This is a genomic window from Massilia sp. WG5 (assembly GCF_001412595.2).
Classification (GTDB): Bacteria; Pseudomonadota; Gammaproteobacteria; order Burkholderiales; family Burkholderiaceae_D; genus Telluria.
Window position 1 is genome coordinate 361,642 of sequence record NZ_CP012640.2, and the last position, 16,214, is coordinate 377,855.

Annotated in this window: 10 protein-coding genes and 2 tRNA genes; 8 read left to right on the plus strand and 4 right to left on the minus strand. The window is 66.4% G+C overall.

Annotated elements, in window-relative coordinates; translation table 11 throughout:
• Nucleotides 1-139: 139 nt before the first annotated feature.
• The 6 genes from clpX to AM586_RS01630 all read left to right on the plus strand — a co-directional run bounded on the left by clpX (nucleotide 140) and on the right by AM586_RS01630 (nucleotide 6,777).
• Nucleotides 140-1,408, plus strand: coding sequence for an ATP-dependent Clp protease ATP-binding subunit ClpX (gene clpX, locus AM586_RS01605; protein ID WP_060566881.1), 1,269 nt, complete (start codon nucleotides 140-142; stop codon nucleotides 1,406-1,408).
• 259 nt (nucleotides 1,409-1,667) lie between these two features.
• A complete protein-coding gene (gene lon / locus AM586_RS01610; protein ID WP_060566883.1) occupies nucleotides 1,668-4,079 on the plus strand; it encodes an endopeptidase La in 2,412 nt (803 codons plus the stop codon).
• Between the two features lie 184 nt (nucleotides 4,080-4,263).
• Entirely contained in the window at nucleotides 4,264-4,536 is a 273-nt protein-coding gene (locus tag AM586_RS01615; protein WP_047825070.1) for an HU family DNA-binding protein, read from the plus strand.
• 45 nt (nucleotides 4,537-4,581) lie between these two features.
• Nucleotides 4,582-4,658, plus strand: a tRNA-Asp gene (locus tag AM586_RS01620).
• 35 nt (nucleotides 4,659-4,693) lie between these two features.
• A tRNA-Asp gene (locus tag AM586_RS01625) sits at nucleotides 4,694-4,770 on the plus strand.
• An 87-nt stretch (nucleotides 4,771-4,857) separates the two neighbouring features.
• Nucleotides 4,858-6,777 carry a SurA N-terminal domain-containing protein gene (locus AM586_RS01630; RefSeq protein WP_047825071.1) on the plus strand — a complete coding sequence of 640 codons (1,920 nt, stop codon included), beginning with the start codon at nucleotides 4,858-4,860 and terminating at the stop codon, nucleotides 6,775-6,777.
• 96 nt (nucleotides 6,778-6,873) lie between these two features.
• Here AM586_RS01630 and mnmH read toward each other — a convergent pair whose 3' ends face one another.
• Complete coding sequence (gene mnmH / locus AM586_RS01635; RefSeq protein WP_047825072.1) at nucleotides 6,874-7,929, minus strand: tRNA 2-selenouridine(34) synthase MnmH; 1,056 nt, start codon at nucleotides 7,927-7,929, stop codon at nucleotides 6,874-6,876.
• A 4-nt stretch (nucleotides 7,930-7,933) separates the two neighbouring features.
• Complete coding sequence (locus AM586_RS01640; RefSeq protein WP_047825073.1) at nucleotides 7,934-8,572, minus strand: arylesterase; 639 nt, start codon at nucleotides 8,570-8,572, stop codon at nucleotides 7,934-7,936.
• On the opposite strand from AM586_RS01640, the gene AM586_RS01645 reads away from it, so the two are divergent.
• Complete coding sequence (locus AM586_RS01645) at nucleotides 8,571-9,281, plus strand: ABC transporter ATP-binding protein (RefSeq protein ID WP_047825074.1); 711 nt, start codon at nucleotides 8,571-8,573, stop codon at nucleotides 9,279-9,281. The two genes, AM586_RS01640 and AM586_RS01645, sit on opposite strands and share 2 nt — an antisense overlap.
• Nucleotides 9,282-9,317: 36 nt before the next feature.
• On the opposite strand, the gene AM586_RS01650 is transcribed toward AM586_RS01645, so the two are convergent.
• Nucleotides 9,318-10,808 carry a bifunctional ADP-dependent NAD(P)H-hydrate dehydratase/NAD(P)H-hydrate epimerase gene (locus AM586_RS01650; protein ID WP_047825075.1) on the minus strand — a complete coding sequence of 497 codons (1,491 nt, stop codon included), beginning with the start codon at nucleotides 10,806-10,808 and terminating at the stop codon, nucleotides 9,318-9,320.
• 108 nt (nucleotides 10,809-10,916) lie between these two features.
• Between AM586_RS01650 and AM586_RS01655 the strand changes: the two genes are divergently transcribed.
• On the plus strand, nucleotides 10,917-14,528 hold the full coding sequence (locus tag AM586_RS01655) for a hydantoinase B/oxoprolinase family protein (protein ID WP_047825076.1): 3,612 nt from the start codon (nucleotides 10,917-10,919) through the stop codon (nucleotides 14,526-14,528).
• A gap of 21 nt (nucleotides 14,529-14,549) precedes the next feature.
• Here the strand turns inward: AM586_RS01655 and AM586_RS01660 are convergent, their stop codons facing one another.
• Nucleotides 14,550-16,178, minus strand: coding sequence for a response regulator (locus AM586_RS01660; RefSeq protein WP_047825077.1), 1,629 nt, complete (start codon nucleotides 16,176-16,178; stop codon nucleotides 14,550-14,552).
• Nucleotides 16,179-16,214 lie beyond the last annotated feature (36 nt).

The following is a 16,214-nucleotide window of genomic DNA, read 5'->3' on the forward strand; positions in this document are numbered from 1 at the left end:
GGCAGTGTTGCTGAAAGACGCCCGAGCGCAACAGCGGATCGGGCGTTCTTTTTTTATTTCGGGTAGCATGGAGACGTACGCACTTGTTGCGCCCCCGTATTAGCGTTATATTCGTAGCAATTCAACAGAAACTTGCCCCATGTCTGACAAAAAATCCTCTAGCGGCGAAAAACTCCTGTACTGCTCCTTCTGCGGCAAGAGCCAGCACGAGGTGAAGAAGCTCATCGCAGGGCCTTCGGTCTTCATCTGCGACGAGTGCATCGACCTGTGCAACGACATCATCCGCGACGAGACCTCGAACGTGGAGTCGGTAGCGGGCGCCAAGTCCGACCTGCCGACGCCGCACGAGATCGCCGAACTGCTCGATCAATACGTGATCGGCCAGCAGACGGCCAAGCGCATCCTGTCGGTTGCGGTCTACAACCACTACAAGCGCCTCAAGCACCTGGGCAAGAAGGACGATATCGAGCTGTCCAAGAGCAATATCCTGCTCGTGGGCCCGACCGGTTCCGGTAAAACCCTGCTGGCGCAAACCCTGGCGCGCATGCTGAACGTGCCTTTCGTCATCGCCGACGCCACCACGCTGACCGAAGCGGGCTATGTGGGCGAAGACGTCGAGAACATCATCCAGAAGCTGCTGCAGAGCTGCAATTACGAAGTCGAGAAGGCCCAGCGCGGCATCGTCTACATCGACGAGATCGACAAGATTTCGCGCAAGTCCGACAATCCGTCGATCACCCGCGACGTTTCCGGCGAGGGCGTGCAGCAAGCCCTGCTGAAACTGATCGAAGGCACGATGGCATCGGTGCCGCCGCAGGGCGGGCGCAAGCATCCGAACCAGGACTTCGTCCAGATCGACACGACCAACATCCTGTTCATCTGCGGCGGCGCGTTCGACGGCCTCGACAAGATCATTTCGAACCGTTCGGAAAAGAGCGGCATCGGTTTTGGCGCCAGCGTCAAGAGCCAGACCCAGCGTTCGCTGTCCGACGTGCTGATGGAAGCCGAGCCGGAAGACCTGATCAAGTTCGGCCTGATCCCGGAATTGGTCGGCCGCCTGCCGGTCGTCGCCACCCTGGCCGAATTGACCGAAGACGCCCTGATCCAGATCCTGGTCGAGCCGAAGAACGCACTGATCAAGCAATACTCGAAACTGCTGGACATGGAAGGCGCCGAACTCGAAATCCGCCCGGCGGCCCTGCACGCGATTGCCAAGAAGGCACTGGCGCGCAAGACCGGCGCCCGCGGCCTGCGTTCGATCCTGGAACATGCCCTGCTGGATGTGATGTATGAACTGCCAAGCCAGCAAAATGTCGTGAAAGTCGTGATCGATGAAAATACGATTACGAACGGCGCGAAACCTTTGCTGATTTATAGCGAATCGCCGAAAGCGGCCGGGGAAAATTAAAATTTCCTCGCGCACACACAACAAAAGGTCTTGAAACGCTGATTCTTGGCGGTACAATCAATCTCAACAAAAGACCTGGGCTTCAATCGAAAAGCCACTCGTGACCCTCGTCGCGCAGTGGCTTTTTTATTTGAAAACGGGCTTTTGTCAGAACGGCTAAGTTGGAATAACTGTTGCGATAGAAAATTATTTTTCGGCCGCTCTTGTGATTCGACGGTGGACTCCCAACATCGTCAACACGCTTTTTATAAGGTATGCCATGACGACTACTAAATTTACTGAACAAATGACCTTGCCGCTGCTGCCTCTGCGCGACGTGGTCGTGTTTCCGCATATGGTGATACCTCTGTTCGTCGGCCGCCCGAAATCGATCAAGGCGCTCGAAGCCGCGATGGAACAGGGTAAGAGCATCATGCTCGCTGCTCAGAAAGCAGCTGCCAAGGACGAGCCTTCGGCCGCAGACATCTATGAGATCGGCTGCGTGGCCAATATTCTGCAAATGCTGAAGCTGCCCGACGGTACCGTGAAGGTGCTGGTCGAAGGCGCGCAGCGTGCCCGTATCAATCACATCACCGACGCGCCGAGCCATTTCGTCGCCGACCTTATTCCGATCAATTCCGAAGTCGGCGACGATTCGGAAGTCGAGGCGATGCGCCGCGCAATCGTCCAGCAGTTCGACCAGTACGTCAAACTCAACAAGAAAATCCCGCCCGAGATCCTGGCTTCGCTGGCCGGCATCGACGACGCCGGCCGCCTGGCCGACACCGTTGCCGCCCACCTGCCGCTCAAGCTCGAGCAGAAGCAGGTGATCCTCGAGATCTTCAACGTCGCCAAGCGCCTGGAGCATCTGCTCGGCCAGCTGGAAGGCGAGCTCGACATCCTGCAGGTGGAAAAGCGCATCCGCGGCCGCGTCAAGCGCCAGATGGAGAAATCGCAGCGCGAGTACTACCTGAACGAGCAGGTCAAGGCGATCCAGAAGGAACTGGGCGAGGGCGAAGACGGCGCCGACATCGAAGAGCTCGAGAAGAAGGTGATCGCAGCCAAGATGCCGAAGGAAGCCATGGAAAAGGCCCAGGCCGAGATCAAGAAGCTGAAGATGATGTCGCCGATGTCGGCCGAGGCCACCGTCGTGCGCAACTACATCGACACCCTGGTCGGCCTGCCGTGGAAAAAGAAATCCAAGGTCACCATCGACCTGGAAAAGGCCCAGCAGGTGCTGGAATCCGACCACTACGGCCTCGACAAGATCAAGGAACGCATCCTCGAGTACCTCGCGGTGCAACAGCGCGTCGACAAGCTGAAAGCCCCGATCCTGTGCTTCGTCGGTCCTCCGGGCGTGGGTAAAACCTCGCTGGGCGAGTCGATCGCGCGCGCGACCGGCCGCAAGTACGTGCGCATGGCGCTCGGCGGCGTGCGCGACGAGGCCGAGATCCGCGGCCACCGCCGTACCTACATCGGCTCGATGCCGGGCAAGGTGCTGCAGTCGCTGTCCAAGGTCGGCGTGCGCAACCCGCTGTTCCTGCTCGACGAGATCGACAAGATGGGCGCGGACTTCCGCGGCGACCCGTCCTCGGCGCTGCTGGAAGTGCTGGACCCGGCGCAGAACCATACCTTCAGCGACCACTACGTCGAGGTCGACTTCGACCTGTCGGACGTGATGTTCGTGGCGACCTCGAACTCCTTCAACATCCCGCCGGCGCTGCTGGACCGGATGGAAGTCATCCGCCTGTCGGGTTACACCGAGGACGAGAAGACCAGCATCGCGCAGCGCTACCTGATGCCAAAGCAGGTCAAGAACAACGGCCTGAAGGAAGAAGAGATCAAGGTCGAGGAATCGGCGATCCGCGACATCATCCGCTACTACACCCGTGAGGCGGGCGTGCGTTCGCTCGAGCGCGAAATCTCGAAGATCTGCCGCAAGGTCGTCAAGATGCTGCTGCTGAAGAAGGACAACAAGCGCGTCATCGTGAACGGCAAGAACCTGGACAAGTTCCTGGGCGTGCGCCGCTTCGACTTCGGCGTGGCCGAGAAGGAAAACCAGGTTGGCCAGGTGGCCGGCCTGGCATGGACCGAAGTGGGCGGCGACCTGCTGACCATCGAGGCCGTGCAGGTGCCGGGCAAGGGCGCCGTGATCCGCACCGGTACGCTGGGCGACGTGATGAAGGAATCGATCGAGGCGGCCCGCACGGTGGTGCGCTCGCGCGCTGCGCGCCTGGGCATCAAGAACGAGGTGTTCGAGAAGACCGACATCCACATCCACTTGCCTGAAGGGGCGACGCCGAAGGACGGTCCGTCCGCGGGTATCGGGCTGACGACCGCGCTGGTGTCGGTGTTCACCGGCATCCCGGTCCGCGCCGACGTGGCGATGACGGGCGAGATCACGCTGCGCGGCGAAGTGCTGCCGATCGGCGGCCTGAAGGAAAAGCTGCTGGCAGCCCAGCGCGGCGGCATCAAGACGGTGCTGATCCCCGAGCAGAACGTGAAGGACCTGGCCGAGATCCCGGACAACGTCAAGAACAAGCTCGAGATCGTGCCGGTGCGCTGGATCGAGAAGGTGCTGGAAGTCGCCCTGGAGCGCCAGCCGGAGCCGATCGTCGAGGTGCCGGCGGTCGCTGCCGCCTCGCCGGTGACGACCACGACGGACGGGCAGGGCGGCGTGGTCAAGCACTGATCGCCGCTCACTCCTGACGAAGGCTGAAACGGGCGCTCTGCGGAGCGCCCGTTTTTACGTCCACGCATCCGAGTGAAGGCTCTAATGTTGCCGCTCGGCAGCAGCGTTGCTTGACACAAAGCATTCCACCCTTGTTTAATACGCGCTTGCGGTTTTTTGCCGAATGTCTAACGAGGGAAAAGAAGTGAACAAAACTGAACTGATCGAAGAAATCGCGAAGTCCGCGGACCTGACCAAAGCCTCTGCGGCACGCGCCCTCGACGCCATGATCACCGCTGTGACCGACACCCTGAAGAAGAACGATAGCGTGACCCTGGTCGGCTTCGGCACCTTCACCGTCGGCGAACGCGCTGCCCGTACCGGCCGCGATCCGCGCACCAAGGAAGCCATCAAGATCAAGGCCGCCAAGGTCCCGAAATTTAAGGCTGGTAAAGCCCTGAAAGATGCAGTAAACTAATGCCTTCTTTGCGCTAGCGCAGAGAAAAGTGTCGCCTTATTGCGTGGAGCGGTAGTTCAGTTGGTTAGAATACCGGCCTGTCACGCCGGGGGTCGCGGGTTCGAGCCCCGTCCGCTCCGCCACTCGATAAGGCAACGCGACATGCAGCACAGATTCTGGAGCGGTAGTTCAGTTGGTTAGAATACCGGCCTGTCACGCCGGGGGTCGCGGGTTCGAGCCCCGTCCGCTCCGCCAGAAAATAGGTGTGAAAGAAAGGCGAACCGCGGTTCGCCTTTTTTTTCGGCTTTTTGTAATCGCATTTTCAACCTTGATTGGCTGACCATGTTTGAATTTATTCGTACCCACCAGCGGCTGATGCAGTTCCTCCTGCTCTTGCTGATCCTGCCGTCCTTCGTGCTCGTCGGCGTCAGCCAGTACGAACGCCGCGGCGGCGGCGATGGCGTGGCTACCGTCGACGGCCGCTCGATCACGCAGCAGGAATGGGAAGCGGCGCAGCGCCGCCAGATCGACCAGGCGCGCGCCATGATGGGCCCGCAGTTCGACCAGAAGCTGTTCGATACGCCGGAAGCGAAGCAGGAAGTCCTGGACGGCCTGGTCGCCGAGCGCGCGGTCGGCGCCGAAGTCGCGCGCAGCCACCTGACGGTCGGTAACGACTCGCTGTACAAGGGCATCATCGAACAGACCGGCCTGCGCAAGCCGGACGGCAGCTTCGACCTCGACGCCTACAAGGCCTTCCTGACCTCGCAGGGGATGACGGCCGAAGGCTTCCAGGAGCGCGTGCGTTACCAGATGGCGGTGCAGCAGCTGGCCGCCGCGGTGCAGGGTACGGCCTTCGCGCCGCGCTCGGTCGCCAGCCGCCTGTCGGACCTGAACGACCAGCAGCGCGAAGTCCAGGAACTGCTGTTCCCGATCGCGAACTTCGCCTCGCAGGTGAAGGTCACCGACGACATGGTCAAGGCCTACTACGACAAGAATGCCGCCCTGTTCCAGGTGCCGGAGCGGATCAAGGCCGAGTACGTGGTGCTGGACCAGGATGCCGTCGAAAAGCAGGTCAGCGTCAGCGAGGCCGAGATTGCCGACTTCTACAACAAGAACAAGGCCCGCTTCACCACGCCGGAAAAGCGCAGCGCCAGCCACATCCTGATCGCCGTGCCGAAGGACGCCAAGCCGGCCGATGACGCCGCCGCCAAGGCCAAGGCGCAAGCCATCCTGGCCGAGCTGCAGAAGGCCCCGAACGATTTCGCGAAGATCGCCAAGGCGCAATCGCAGGATCCGGGTTCGGCCGAGATCGGCGGCGACCTGGGCGTGGTCCAGAAGGGCCTGTTCGACAAGCCGGTCGAAGATGCGATCTACCAGCTCAAGGAAGGCGAAGTCAGCGGCCTGGTGCGCTCCAGCTTCGGCTACCACATCGTCAAGGTGACCAAGCTCGTGCCGGCAGTCCAGAAGACCCTGGAAGAAGCCAGGCCGGAGATCACGGCCGAGCTGAAGAAGGCCAAGATGTCGAACAAGTATTCGGAACTGGCCGAGACCTTCACCAACACCGTCTACGAGCAGTCGGACAGCCTGAAGCCGGTGGCCGACAAGCTGGGCCTGGCCATCCAGACCGCCGACGGCCTGACCCGTACGCCGAACCCGGCGCTGGGCAAGTCGCCGGTGAATAACGAGAAGTTCCTGAAAGCGATCTTCTCGCAGGACGCCATCGCCAACAAGCGCAACACCGAAGCGGTGGAAGTCGCGCCGAGCACCCTGGTGGCGGGCCGCGTGGTCGAGTTCAAGCCGGCCACCAAGCGTCCGCTGGCCGAAGTCGCCGACCAGATCCGCCAGCGCGTGACCCAGGAAGAAGCGATGCGCCTGGCGCGCCAGGCCGGCGAAGCGAAGATCGCCGCGCTGAAGGCATCGGATGATGCCAGCGGCTTCGGCGCCACCAAGGTCCTGTCGCGCACCATGCAGACGGATCCGGGCATCAACCCGGCCGCAGCGATCGCCGTGCTGAAGGCCGACGCCAGCAAGCTGCCGGCCTATGTCGGCGTCGAGCTGCCGGGCCAGGGCTTTGGCGTCTACCGCATCGGCAAGGTGTCGCAGCCGGCCCAGGTGGACCAGGCGCGCCGCAAGGAAGAGTCGGCGGCGATCGCACGCGCCGTCGGCGGTGCCGAGCTGTACGGCTACATCGAAGCCCTGAAGAAGAAGGCCAAGGCCAAGGTGAACGTCAAGGCGGCTGAGCTGGGCAACAAGGCCGAGTAATCGGCAGGCCACAGGCAAAAAGCCCGGTCCGCGAAAGCGGCCGGGCTTTTTGTTTGGGTCGGTTGGGACGGTGGGCGCCCTCTGCCCACGCAGGGATCAGCCGGCGTGCAGCTTCCGCGCCGCCGCCAGGAAGTCTTCCTTGCCGATGTCCGCCAGCTCCAGCACCTCCGCCTGCGGATACTGCGCGAAGTTGCGGTCGATCGAGCGCAGGTAGGCCGGGTCGTAGTGCTGCACCAGCAGTTCGTCGACCAGCTCCGGCAGCCGGCCGCCGGTCGCCATCGCGTGCCAGGCGTCGATCTTGGCGCGGCCGTGCAGCTGCACCAGGTGGTCGAGCTGCGCATTCAGGGCCGAGGGGTCGGCGCAGAAATGCTGGTAATCCTCCATCAGCAGGCGCACGCGGTTCGGGCGCGACAGCATCACGGAGATGCAGGGCGAGGCGCGCATGCGCTCCATCACCACTTCCGGCACGCGCAGGTTGCCGACCTTCTTGCTCTCCGATTCGACGAACACGGGCTTGGCCGGATCGAAGCGGCGCAGCTTGTCCCAGATGCGGGTCTCGAACATCTTCTGGCTCGGCTGGGGCTCGTCCGGCAGGTGGCCCAGCACCGAGCCGCGGTGGGCCGCCAGGCGCTCGAGGTCGAGCACCTGGGCGCCGACGCTCTCCAGCGTCTCCAGCAGGCGGCTCTTGCCGCTGCCGGTAGTACCGCAGACCACCCGGAACTGCAGCTGGGGCGGATTCTCCAGTGCGCTGTTGACGAAGCCGCGGAAGGCCTTGTAGCCGCCATCGAGCTGCACCGCCGGCCAGCCGATCTTGGCCAGGATATGCGCCATCGAGCCGCTGCGGTTGCCGCCGCGCCAGCAGTAGACCAGTGGCTTCCAGTCGCGCGGCTTGTCGGCGAACAGCTTCTCGAGATGGTTGGCGATATTGCGCGACACCAGCGCCGCCCCGATCTTCTTCGCCTCGAAGGCGCCGACCTGCTTGTAGGTGGTGCCGACCAGGATGCGCTCCTGGTCGTTCAGCACCGGGCAGTTGATGGCGCCGGGAATGTGGTCGAGCGCGAACTCCGATTCGCTGCGCGCGTCGATGATGGTGTCGAATTCGTCGAGCTGCGCGAAGACGTCGGTGAAGCTGAGGACTGCGGGGTATTTCATTATTTTATTGTTTGATCAGGGGAGCCAGTTGCGGCCAGATGTTATTGAGGATGACGGGATGGGCGCTGGCCAGCGGGTGCATGCGGTCGGCCTGGAAGTTGGCGGGCACCAGTTCCACGCCCTGCAGCATGTAAGGCACCAGCGGCACCTTGAGCGTCGAGGACAGCTCCTTGTACATGCCGGTGAAGCGTTCCGTATAGGCGCGGCCGTAGTTCGGCGGCATGTGGATGCCGACCAGCAGGACCCTGGCGCTGGTCTTTTTGGACATGTCGATCATGGCGCGCAGATTGTCCTCCGCGGACGTGACCGGCAAACCGCGCAGGCCGTCGTTGGCGCCCAGTTCCAGCACCACCACGCTCGGCTTGTGCCGGGCCAGCAGGGCCGGGAGGCGCGAGCGGCCGCCGCTGGTGGTGTCGCCGCTGATGCTGGCGTTGACGATGCGGGCGTCCAGCTTCTCCGCCTTCAGGCGCTGTTCCAGCAGGGCGACCCAGCCGCTCCCGCGCGCCAGCCCGTACTCGGCGGAGAGGCTGTCGCCCACCACCAGCACGGTTTTTGGTGCAGAATAGGCGCTCCCCGACGCCGCCAGCGCGAAGGCCGCGAGGGCGCCGATGGCCCATTTTTTCAGATTGAGACGAGCAAGCATGCGTGATATTCCCGAGGCTACCAAAGGTGAAGCATTAGTGCGGCACCCGGCGATCGAAGTCGCCGGCCTGTCGAAGCGGGTGGCGGACGCCAGCGGCGAACTCACCATCCTGCACAGTGTCGATTTTACCGTGCAACCGGCCGAGACGCTTGCCCTGGTCGGCGCCTCCGGCTCCGGCAAGTCGACGCTGCTGGGCCTCCTCGCCGGCCTCGACACGCCGTCCAGCGGCACGGTCCGGCTCGACGGCACCGATATCTTCGCCCTCGACGAGGACGGCCGCGCCGCGTTCCGCAAGGCCAAGCTGGGCTTCGTGTTCCAGTCCTTCCAGCTGCTGCCGCACCTGAGCGCGCTGGAAAACGTGATGCTGCCGCTCGAGCTGCGCGGTGATCCGGCGGCGCGCGAGAAGGCCGCCGCCATGCTGGGCCGGGTCGGGCTGGAAAGCCGGCTGCGCCACTATCCGAAATACCTGTCCGGCGGCGAGCAGCAGCGCGTGGCGCTGGCGCGCGCCTTCGTCACCGAGCCGCCGCTGCTGTTTGCCGACGAGCCTACCGGCAGCCTCGACGCCGCCACCGGCGAGGCCGTGATTCGCCTGATGTTCGAACTCAACCGCGAACGCGGCTCGACCCTGGTGCTCGTCACCCACGATCCGGCGATGGCGGCGCGCTGCGGGCGGACGCTGACCATCGCGGCAGGACGCCTCGTGACGTGACGGTACGCCGCGGTTGGTGGACATACCTTCCCACCATCACGTTGACGACACCAACGCGTTGAGCACGGCCCGGATCGCCCGCGGCAGCTCGCCCGCCGTCAGGCCGATCGGCCCGTTGCCGTCCTCCACCAGCCAGTCGGCCGCGGCGCCGTGCAGCCATACCGCGCCCAATGCCGCTTCCCAGGCAGGCCAGCCCTGGGCCAGCAGGGCGCCGCAAAAGCCCGCCAGCACGTCGCCGCTGCCGCCGGTCGCCAGGCCGGGATTGCCGCTCGTGTTGACCGCCACGAAGCCGTCCGGCCGCCCGATCACGCTGCCGGCGCCCTTCAGCACCACCACGCAATTGAAACGCATCGCCAGCTCGCGGGCGTGCTCCAGGCGGTCCGCCTGCACGATGGAGGCGGTCACGCCGAGCAGGCGCGCCGCCTCAAGCGGGTGCGGGGTCAGGATCAGCTGGCCGCCGTGCGCCGCCAGGCCTTCCTGAAGCTCCCGGCGCGCCGCGCCCAGGTTCAGGGCGTCCGCATCCACCACCAGCGGCGCGCGCAGCGCCAGCACCTGGCCTAGCAGGTGAACGGCGGCATCCGCGCTGCCCATGCCGGGACCGGCGACCACGGTGCGGCCTTCGAAGTCCATCCCGGCGGCCTCGCGGAACATGATCTCGGGCTGCAGCGGATCGATGGCCATGCCGCCGTCCAGCAGGGCGGCGAACACCCGGCCGGCGCCGCCGTACAGCGCCGCGCGCGCCGCCAGCACCGCGGCCCCGGCCATGCCGCGCGCGCCGCCCAGTACCGCGACGTCGCCGAAGCTGCCCTTGTGCGAATTGCGGCGGCGCGGCGCCAGCCGTTCGGCAAACAGGGCAGGGCCGTTCAGCACCGCCTGCGCGGTTTCCTGGTGCAGGCCGTCCGCGCCCAGCATGTCGACGCGCACCTCGCCGGCGCGGTCGCAGCCGTCGCCGGTGTGCAGGCCGGGCTTGTTGCCGAGGAAGGTGATGGTGTGGGTGGCCGTCACTGCGGCGCCGTCGGCCCCGACGATGGCACCGCTGTCGGCCTCCAGCCCGCTCGGCACGTCGAGCGCCAGCACCGGGCAGTCGCAGCCGGCCGTCCACAGCGCCAGCTCGCGTGCGCGTCCCGCCAGCGGGCGTGCGAGGCCGATGCCGAACAGGGCGTCGACCACCAGGCGCCAGGGCCGGCCCGCCGGGATTTCATCGACGAAGCGCGCGCCGGCGTCGCGCGCCCGCTGCAGCGCGCGCCCGGCCTCGAAGGAGGGCGCGCGTTCGCCCGCCAGGTGCAGCACCTCGACGTCGGCGCCCCGGCGCGCCAGGCTCGCCGCCAGTTCGAGTCCATCGCCGCCGTTGTTGCCGGGACCGGCCAGCACCAGCACGGCGCCGGCGGCATCGCCGTCCAGCAGCTCGAGCGCGAAGGCGGTGGCGGCCTGGCCCGCGCGCTCCATCAGGTCGCCGGGCGTGAGCCGCGCCTGGGCGGCCCGTTCGATGGCGCGGATCTGGTCGCAGCTGTAGAGCAGGGTGTCCATGTTGGCTCCGGTTCGGTATCGATTCCCTCCATTGTCGCCAAATTCGCAACACTGTGCGAGACGCGACTACAATAGACCCGGATTTTCTGGCAACGGAGTGGAGAACGTATGGACTGGCAGTTCTGGATCGATCGCGGCGGCACCTTCACCGACATCGTGGCGCGCAGCCCTGATGGCACCCTCGTTACCCACAAGCTGCTGTCCGAGAATCCCGAACAGTACCGCGACGCCGCCGTGGCCGGCATCCGCCACCTGCTGGGCCTGAAGCCAGGCGAAGCGGCGCCGGACGGCGCCATCGAAGCGGTCAAGATGGGCACCACGGTCGCGACCAACGCACTGCTCGAACGGAAGGGCGAGCCCACCGCGCTGGCCATCACCCGCGGCTTCCGCGATGCCCTGCGCATCGCCTACCAGAATCGGCCGCGCCTGTTCGACCGCCACATCGTGCTGCCCGAATTGCTGTACCGGCGCGTGATCGAGATCGACGAGCGCATCGGCGCCCACGGCGACGTGGTGCAGGCGCTCGACGAAGAGGGCGCGCGGCGTGAACTGCAGGCGGCCTTCGACGCCGGCCTGCGCAGCCTGGCGATCGTCTTCATGCACGGCTACCGGCACACCCGGCACGAGGCGGCGGTGGCGCGCATCGCGGGCGAGATCGGCTTCACCCAGGTCTCGGTATCGCACCGGGTCAGCCCGCTGATGAAGCTGGTCGCGCGCGGGGACACCACCGTGGTCGACGCCTACCTGTCGCCGATCCTGCGGCGCTACGTCGACCAGGTCGCCGGCGACCTGCCCGGCGTGAACCTGCAGTTCATGCAGTCCAGCGGCGGCCTGACCGACGCGCGCGCCTTCCAGGGCAAGGACAGCATCCTGTCCGGCCCCGCCGGCGGCATAGTCGGCATGGTGCGCGCCAGCCGCCTGGCCGGCTTCGAGCGCGTGATCGGCTTCGACATGGGCGGCACCTCGACCGACGTCTCGCACTATGCGGGCGAGTTCGAACGCGTGTTCGAGACCCAGGTGGCCGGGGTGCGCATGCGCGCCCCGATGATGAGCATCCATACCGTGGCGGCCGGCGGCGGCTCGGTGCTGCACTTCGACGGCAGCCGCTACCGTGTGGGGCCGGACAGCGCCGGCGCGAATCCGGGCCCGACCAGCTACCGCCGCGGCGGCCCGCTGACGGTCACCGACTGCAACGTCATGCTGGGCAAGATCCAGCCCAGCCATTTCCCGAACCTGTTCGGGCCGGCGGCCGACCAGGCGCTCGACCTCGACGCCGTGCGCGCCGGATTCGCCGCGCTGGCGAAGGAGATCGGCGCGGCAGCGGGAAGCGGCGCGGGCGCCACGCCGAGCCCGGAATCGGTGGCCGAAGGCTTCATCCGGATCGCGGTCGGGAACATGGCCAACGCGATCAAGCAGATCTCGGTGCAGCGCGGCCACGACGTGACCAACTACACCCTGACCAGCTTCGGCGGCGCCGGCGGCCAGCACGCCTGCCTGGTGGCCGACGCGCTGGGCATGAAGACGGTGTTCATCCATTCGCTGGCCGGCGTGCTGTCGGCCTACGGCATGGGCCTGGCCGACCAGAGCGCGATGCGCGAACGCGCGGTCGAGCGCCGCCTGGCCGAGCTGGGCGAGCCGGCGCTGGCGGCCGAGCTTGACGAACTCGGCGCCAGCGCCCTTGAAGAGCTGCGCGCGCAGGGCGTGCCGCCCGAGCGCATCGAGCTGCTGCGCCGCGTGCACCTGCGCTACGAGGGCACCGACTCCGCCATCGTGCTTGGACTCGACACCCACGCGGCCATGCAGCAGGCCTTCGAGGACGCCTACCGCCGCCGCTTCTCCTTCCTGATGCCGGGCAAGTCGCTGGTGGTGGAGGCCGTGTCGGTCGAGGCGCTGGGCCGCTCCGACGCGCCGCCCGAGGTGGCGCGCCCGGTGGCGGCTGCCGGCAGGTCCCCGGCCGCGCACGAGCAGGCGCGCATGTTCGCCGGCGGCGCATGGCGCGACACCGCGCTCTACCTGCGCGCTCGGCTTTCGCCGGGCGACATCGTCAAGGGTCCGGCCATCATCGCCGAAGCGAATGCGACCACCGTCGTCGAAGCCGGCTGGCAGGCCGAGGTCACGAACTACGGACACCTGGTGCTGCGGCGCGTCGAGGCGCTGCCGGAGCGGCATGCGATCGGCACCAGCGCCGACCCGGTGATGCTGGAAGTCTTCAACAACCTGTTCATGTCGATCGCCGAGCAGATGGGACTGCGCCTGCAGAACACGGCGTATTCGGTCAACATCAAGGAGCGGCTCGACTTCAGCTGCGCGATCTTCGACCACGAGGGCAACCTGGTCGCCAACGCGCCGCACATGCCGGTCCACCTGGGCTCGATGGGCGAGAGCATCAAGGCCGTCATGCGCAAGAACGCCGGCCGGATGAAGTCCGGCGACGTCTACGTGCTGAACGATCCCTACAACGGCGGCACGCACCTGCCGGACGTGACGGTGATCTCGCCGGTGTTCGACGAGGCCGGCAAGGCGATCCTGTTCTACGTCGGCTCGCGCGGCCACCACGCCGACATCGGCGGCACCACGCCCGGTTCGATGCCGCCGGACTCCTGCCATATCGAGGAAGAGGGCGTCCTGATCGACAACTTCAAGCTGGTCGACGGCGTCGACGGCGTGCTGCGCGAAGAGGAAGCGCGCGCGATGCTGCTGGCCGCGCGCTGGCCGGCCCGCAATCCGGACCAGAACCTGGCCGACCTGCGCGCCCAGGTCGCGGCCAACCAGAAGGGCGTCGAGGAACTGCGCAAGATGGTCGCCTACTATGGCCTCGATGTGGTGCGCGCCTACATGGGCCATGTGCAGGACAATGCCGAGGAAGCGGTGCGGCGCGTGATCGCCGTGCTGAAGGATGGACAGTTCCGCTATGAGCTGGACAACGGCGCCCGGATCGAGGTCGCGATCCGCGTCGACGCCGCCGGCCGCAGCGCCGAGATCGACTTCACGGGCACCTCCGGCCAGTTGCCGAACAATTTCAATGCCCCGTCGGCGGTATGCATGGCGGCCGTGCTCTACGTGTTCCGCACCCTGGTGGACGACGAGATCCCGCTGAACGCCGGCTGCCTGAAGCCGCTGAAGGTCATCATCCCGCCCGGCTCGATGCTGAACCCGCGTTATCCGGCCTCGGTCGTGTCGGGCAATGTCGAGACCTCGACCTGCATCACCAATGCCCTGTACGGCGCGCTGGGCATCATGGCGGCGGCGCAGGGCACGATGAACAACTTCACCTTCGGGAATGCGCGCTACCAGTACTACGAGACCATCTCCGGCGGCTCGGGCGCGGGGGAGGGCTTCGACGGCACCGACGTGGTCCAGACGAACATGACCAACTCGCGCCTGACCGACCCGGAAATCCTGGAATTCCGCTTCCCGGTGCGCCTGGAGAGCTATGAGATCCGGCCCGGCTCAGGCGGCGCGGGACGCTGGCGCGGCGGGAACGGCGGCGTGCGCAGGCTGCGCTTCCTGGAGCCGATGACGGCGGCGATCCTGTCGAACAACCGGATCCATGCGCCCTTCGGGATGGCGGGCGGCGAGCCGGGAGCGAAGGGACGCAACCTGGTGCTGCGCGCGGATGGCAGCGTGGAGGAGCTGGGGCATATCGGCAAGGTGGGCATGGAGCCCGGCGATGTGTTCGTGATCGAGACGCCGGGCGGCGGGGGCTACGGCAAGCCGTAGGGTGGGCACGGGGTGCCCACCCTACGAGGAAATGCCGTACTTCCGCTTCGCCCCCAGCAGCTCCTCGTCCAGCGCCTTCAAACGCGGATGGTCCGGATCCAGCGCCCGGATATGTTCGAGCTGTTCGGCGCACAGGGCCGCCAGCGGGTGATCCCAGCCCATCTCCATGATCTGGCGGAGGATGCCGCCGGCCACCGCGATCATCACCTGCAGGTTGCCCGGCGCCAGGTGCAGGGCTTCCAGCAGGGTCTGCACGGCGCCGCGCACGTCGCCCATGTTGCGCTTCTCGTCGGCCACGCCGAGCAGGACCTGGGCCTGGGCGCGCAGCTGCTTGCCCATGCCGTCGGCCAGGTCGGGGCGCCCGGCCTTCACGAACACGTTCATCGCCTGCTGCGCCGTGACCCCGGCGTCCTGTCCGCCCATGGCCGTCATCATGACCTCCGATGCTTCCTCGTCCATGCGATGCTCGAGCAGGGAACGGGTAAGTCCGACCTTCATGCCGGGCGACAGGGCGCTGCCGGCGCGCACCGCCGTCACCGCGCTGCGCAGGCCGGCCACCGCGCCGGCCTGGTTGCCGCTCGCCTCCTGCAGCAGGGCGTTCGAGATCGCCATGCAGGCATCGAGCTCGGGCGTGCCGCGCAGCGAGCGTCCGAGATCGCGGATCACGCCCGCCGCCGACAGCGGGTCGCCCTTGCGCACCAGGGCCCTGACCAGGTTGACGTGGTCTTCGGGGTTGCGGAATTCGGAGTAGCGCGAACGCGTCACCACCTGCTTGAAGGATTTCTCGGCCGCCGCCACGTCGCCGCTTTCCAGCGCGACTTCGCCCAGCTTGCGCAGGCGCCGCACCATGTGGGGCGAGATGCCGACCGCGTCCTCCAGCGTCTTCTGGGCCAGGGCGTGCTGGCCGCGCTCCTCGTGGCAGCGCGCCAGCAGGTCGTAGGCCGCCATCAGGCGCGGATTGTCGCGCACCAGCTGTTCGAGCAGTTCGGCGGCGTCGTCGATGCGGTCCTGGAAGGCCAGCATGCGCGCCAGCCCGAGCCTGGCCCAGCCCAGCGGGCGCGCCGCGATCAGCTGGCGGTAAACGCCTTCGGCCTGTTCGTATTCCCTGAGCGAAGCATGCAGCTCGGCGCGCAGGCGGGCGAAGTCGACGGCGTAGCGCGGCTGCGTGGCGGGGGCGTCGATGCAGGTCCGGATGGCCGCGTGCGGATTGCCGCGCGCGATCTGCTGGTAGGCCGGCAGCATGGCGGCGCGGCGCTGCAGGGCGCGCTGGATGCGCTGGTTCAGGATCTCGGACGTGAAAGGCTTGAGGATGTATTCGGTGGGCTGCAGCTCGGCCGCGCTGACCACCTTGTCGTGGGCCGCCTCGGAGGTCAGCATGATGAAGATCGCCCAGGGCGGGATCAGCTTGTGGTGGCGCAGGTCTTCCAGCAGCTGCTGGCCGTCCTGGCCTTCGTTGCCGCTGCCGCTCAGGTCGTATTCGCACAGGATCACGTCGTAGCCGCGGCGCGCCAGCTGCTTGACCGCCGTGCCGGCGTTGACGGCATATTCGACGCGCGAGATGCCCGACTGGTTGAGCATGTTCTGCAGGTTGGTCCGGACGCCCGGATTCGGGTCGACGACCAGTACGCTCGGTTGGCTGTTCTCTTGCATTCTTTTTTTCTCGTCCATGCCCCTTGGGTCTCCAGC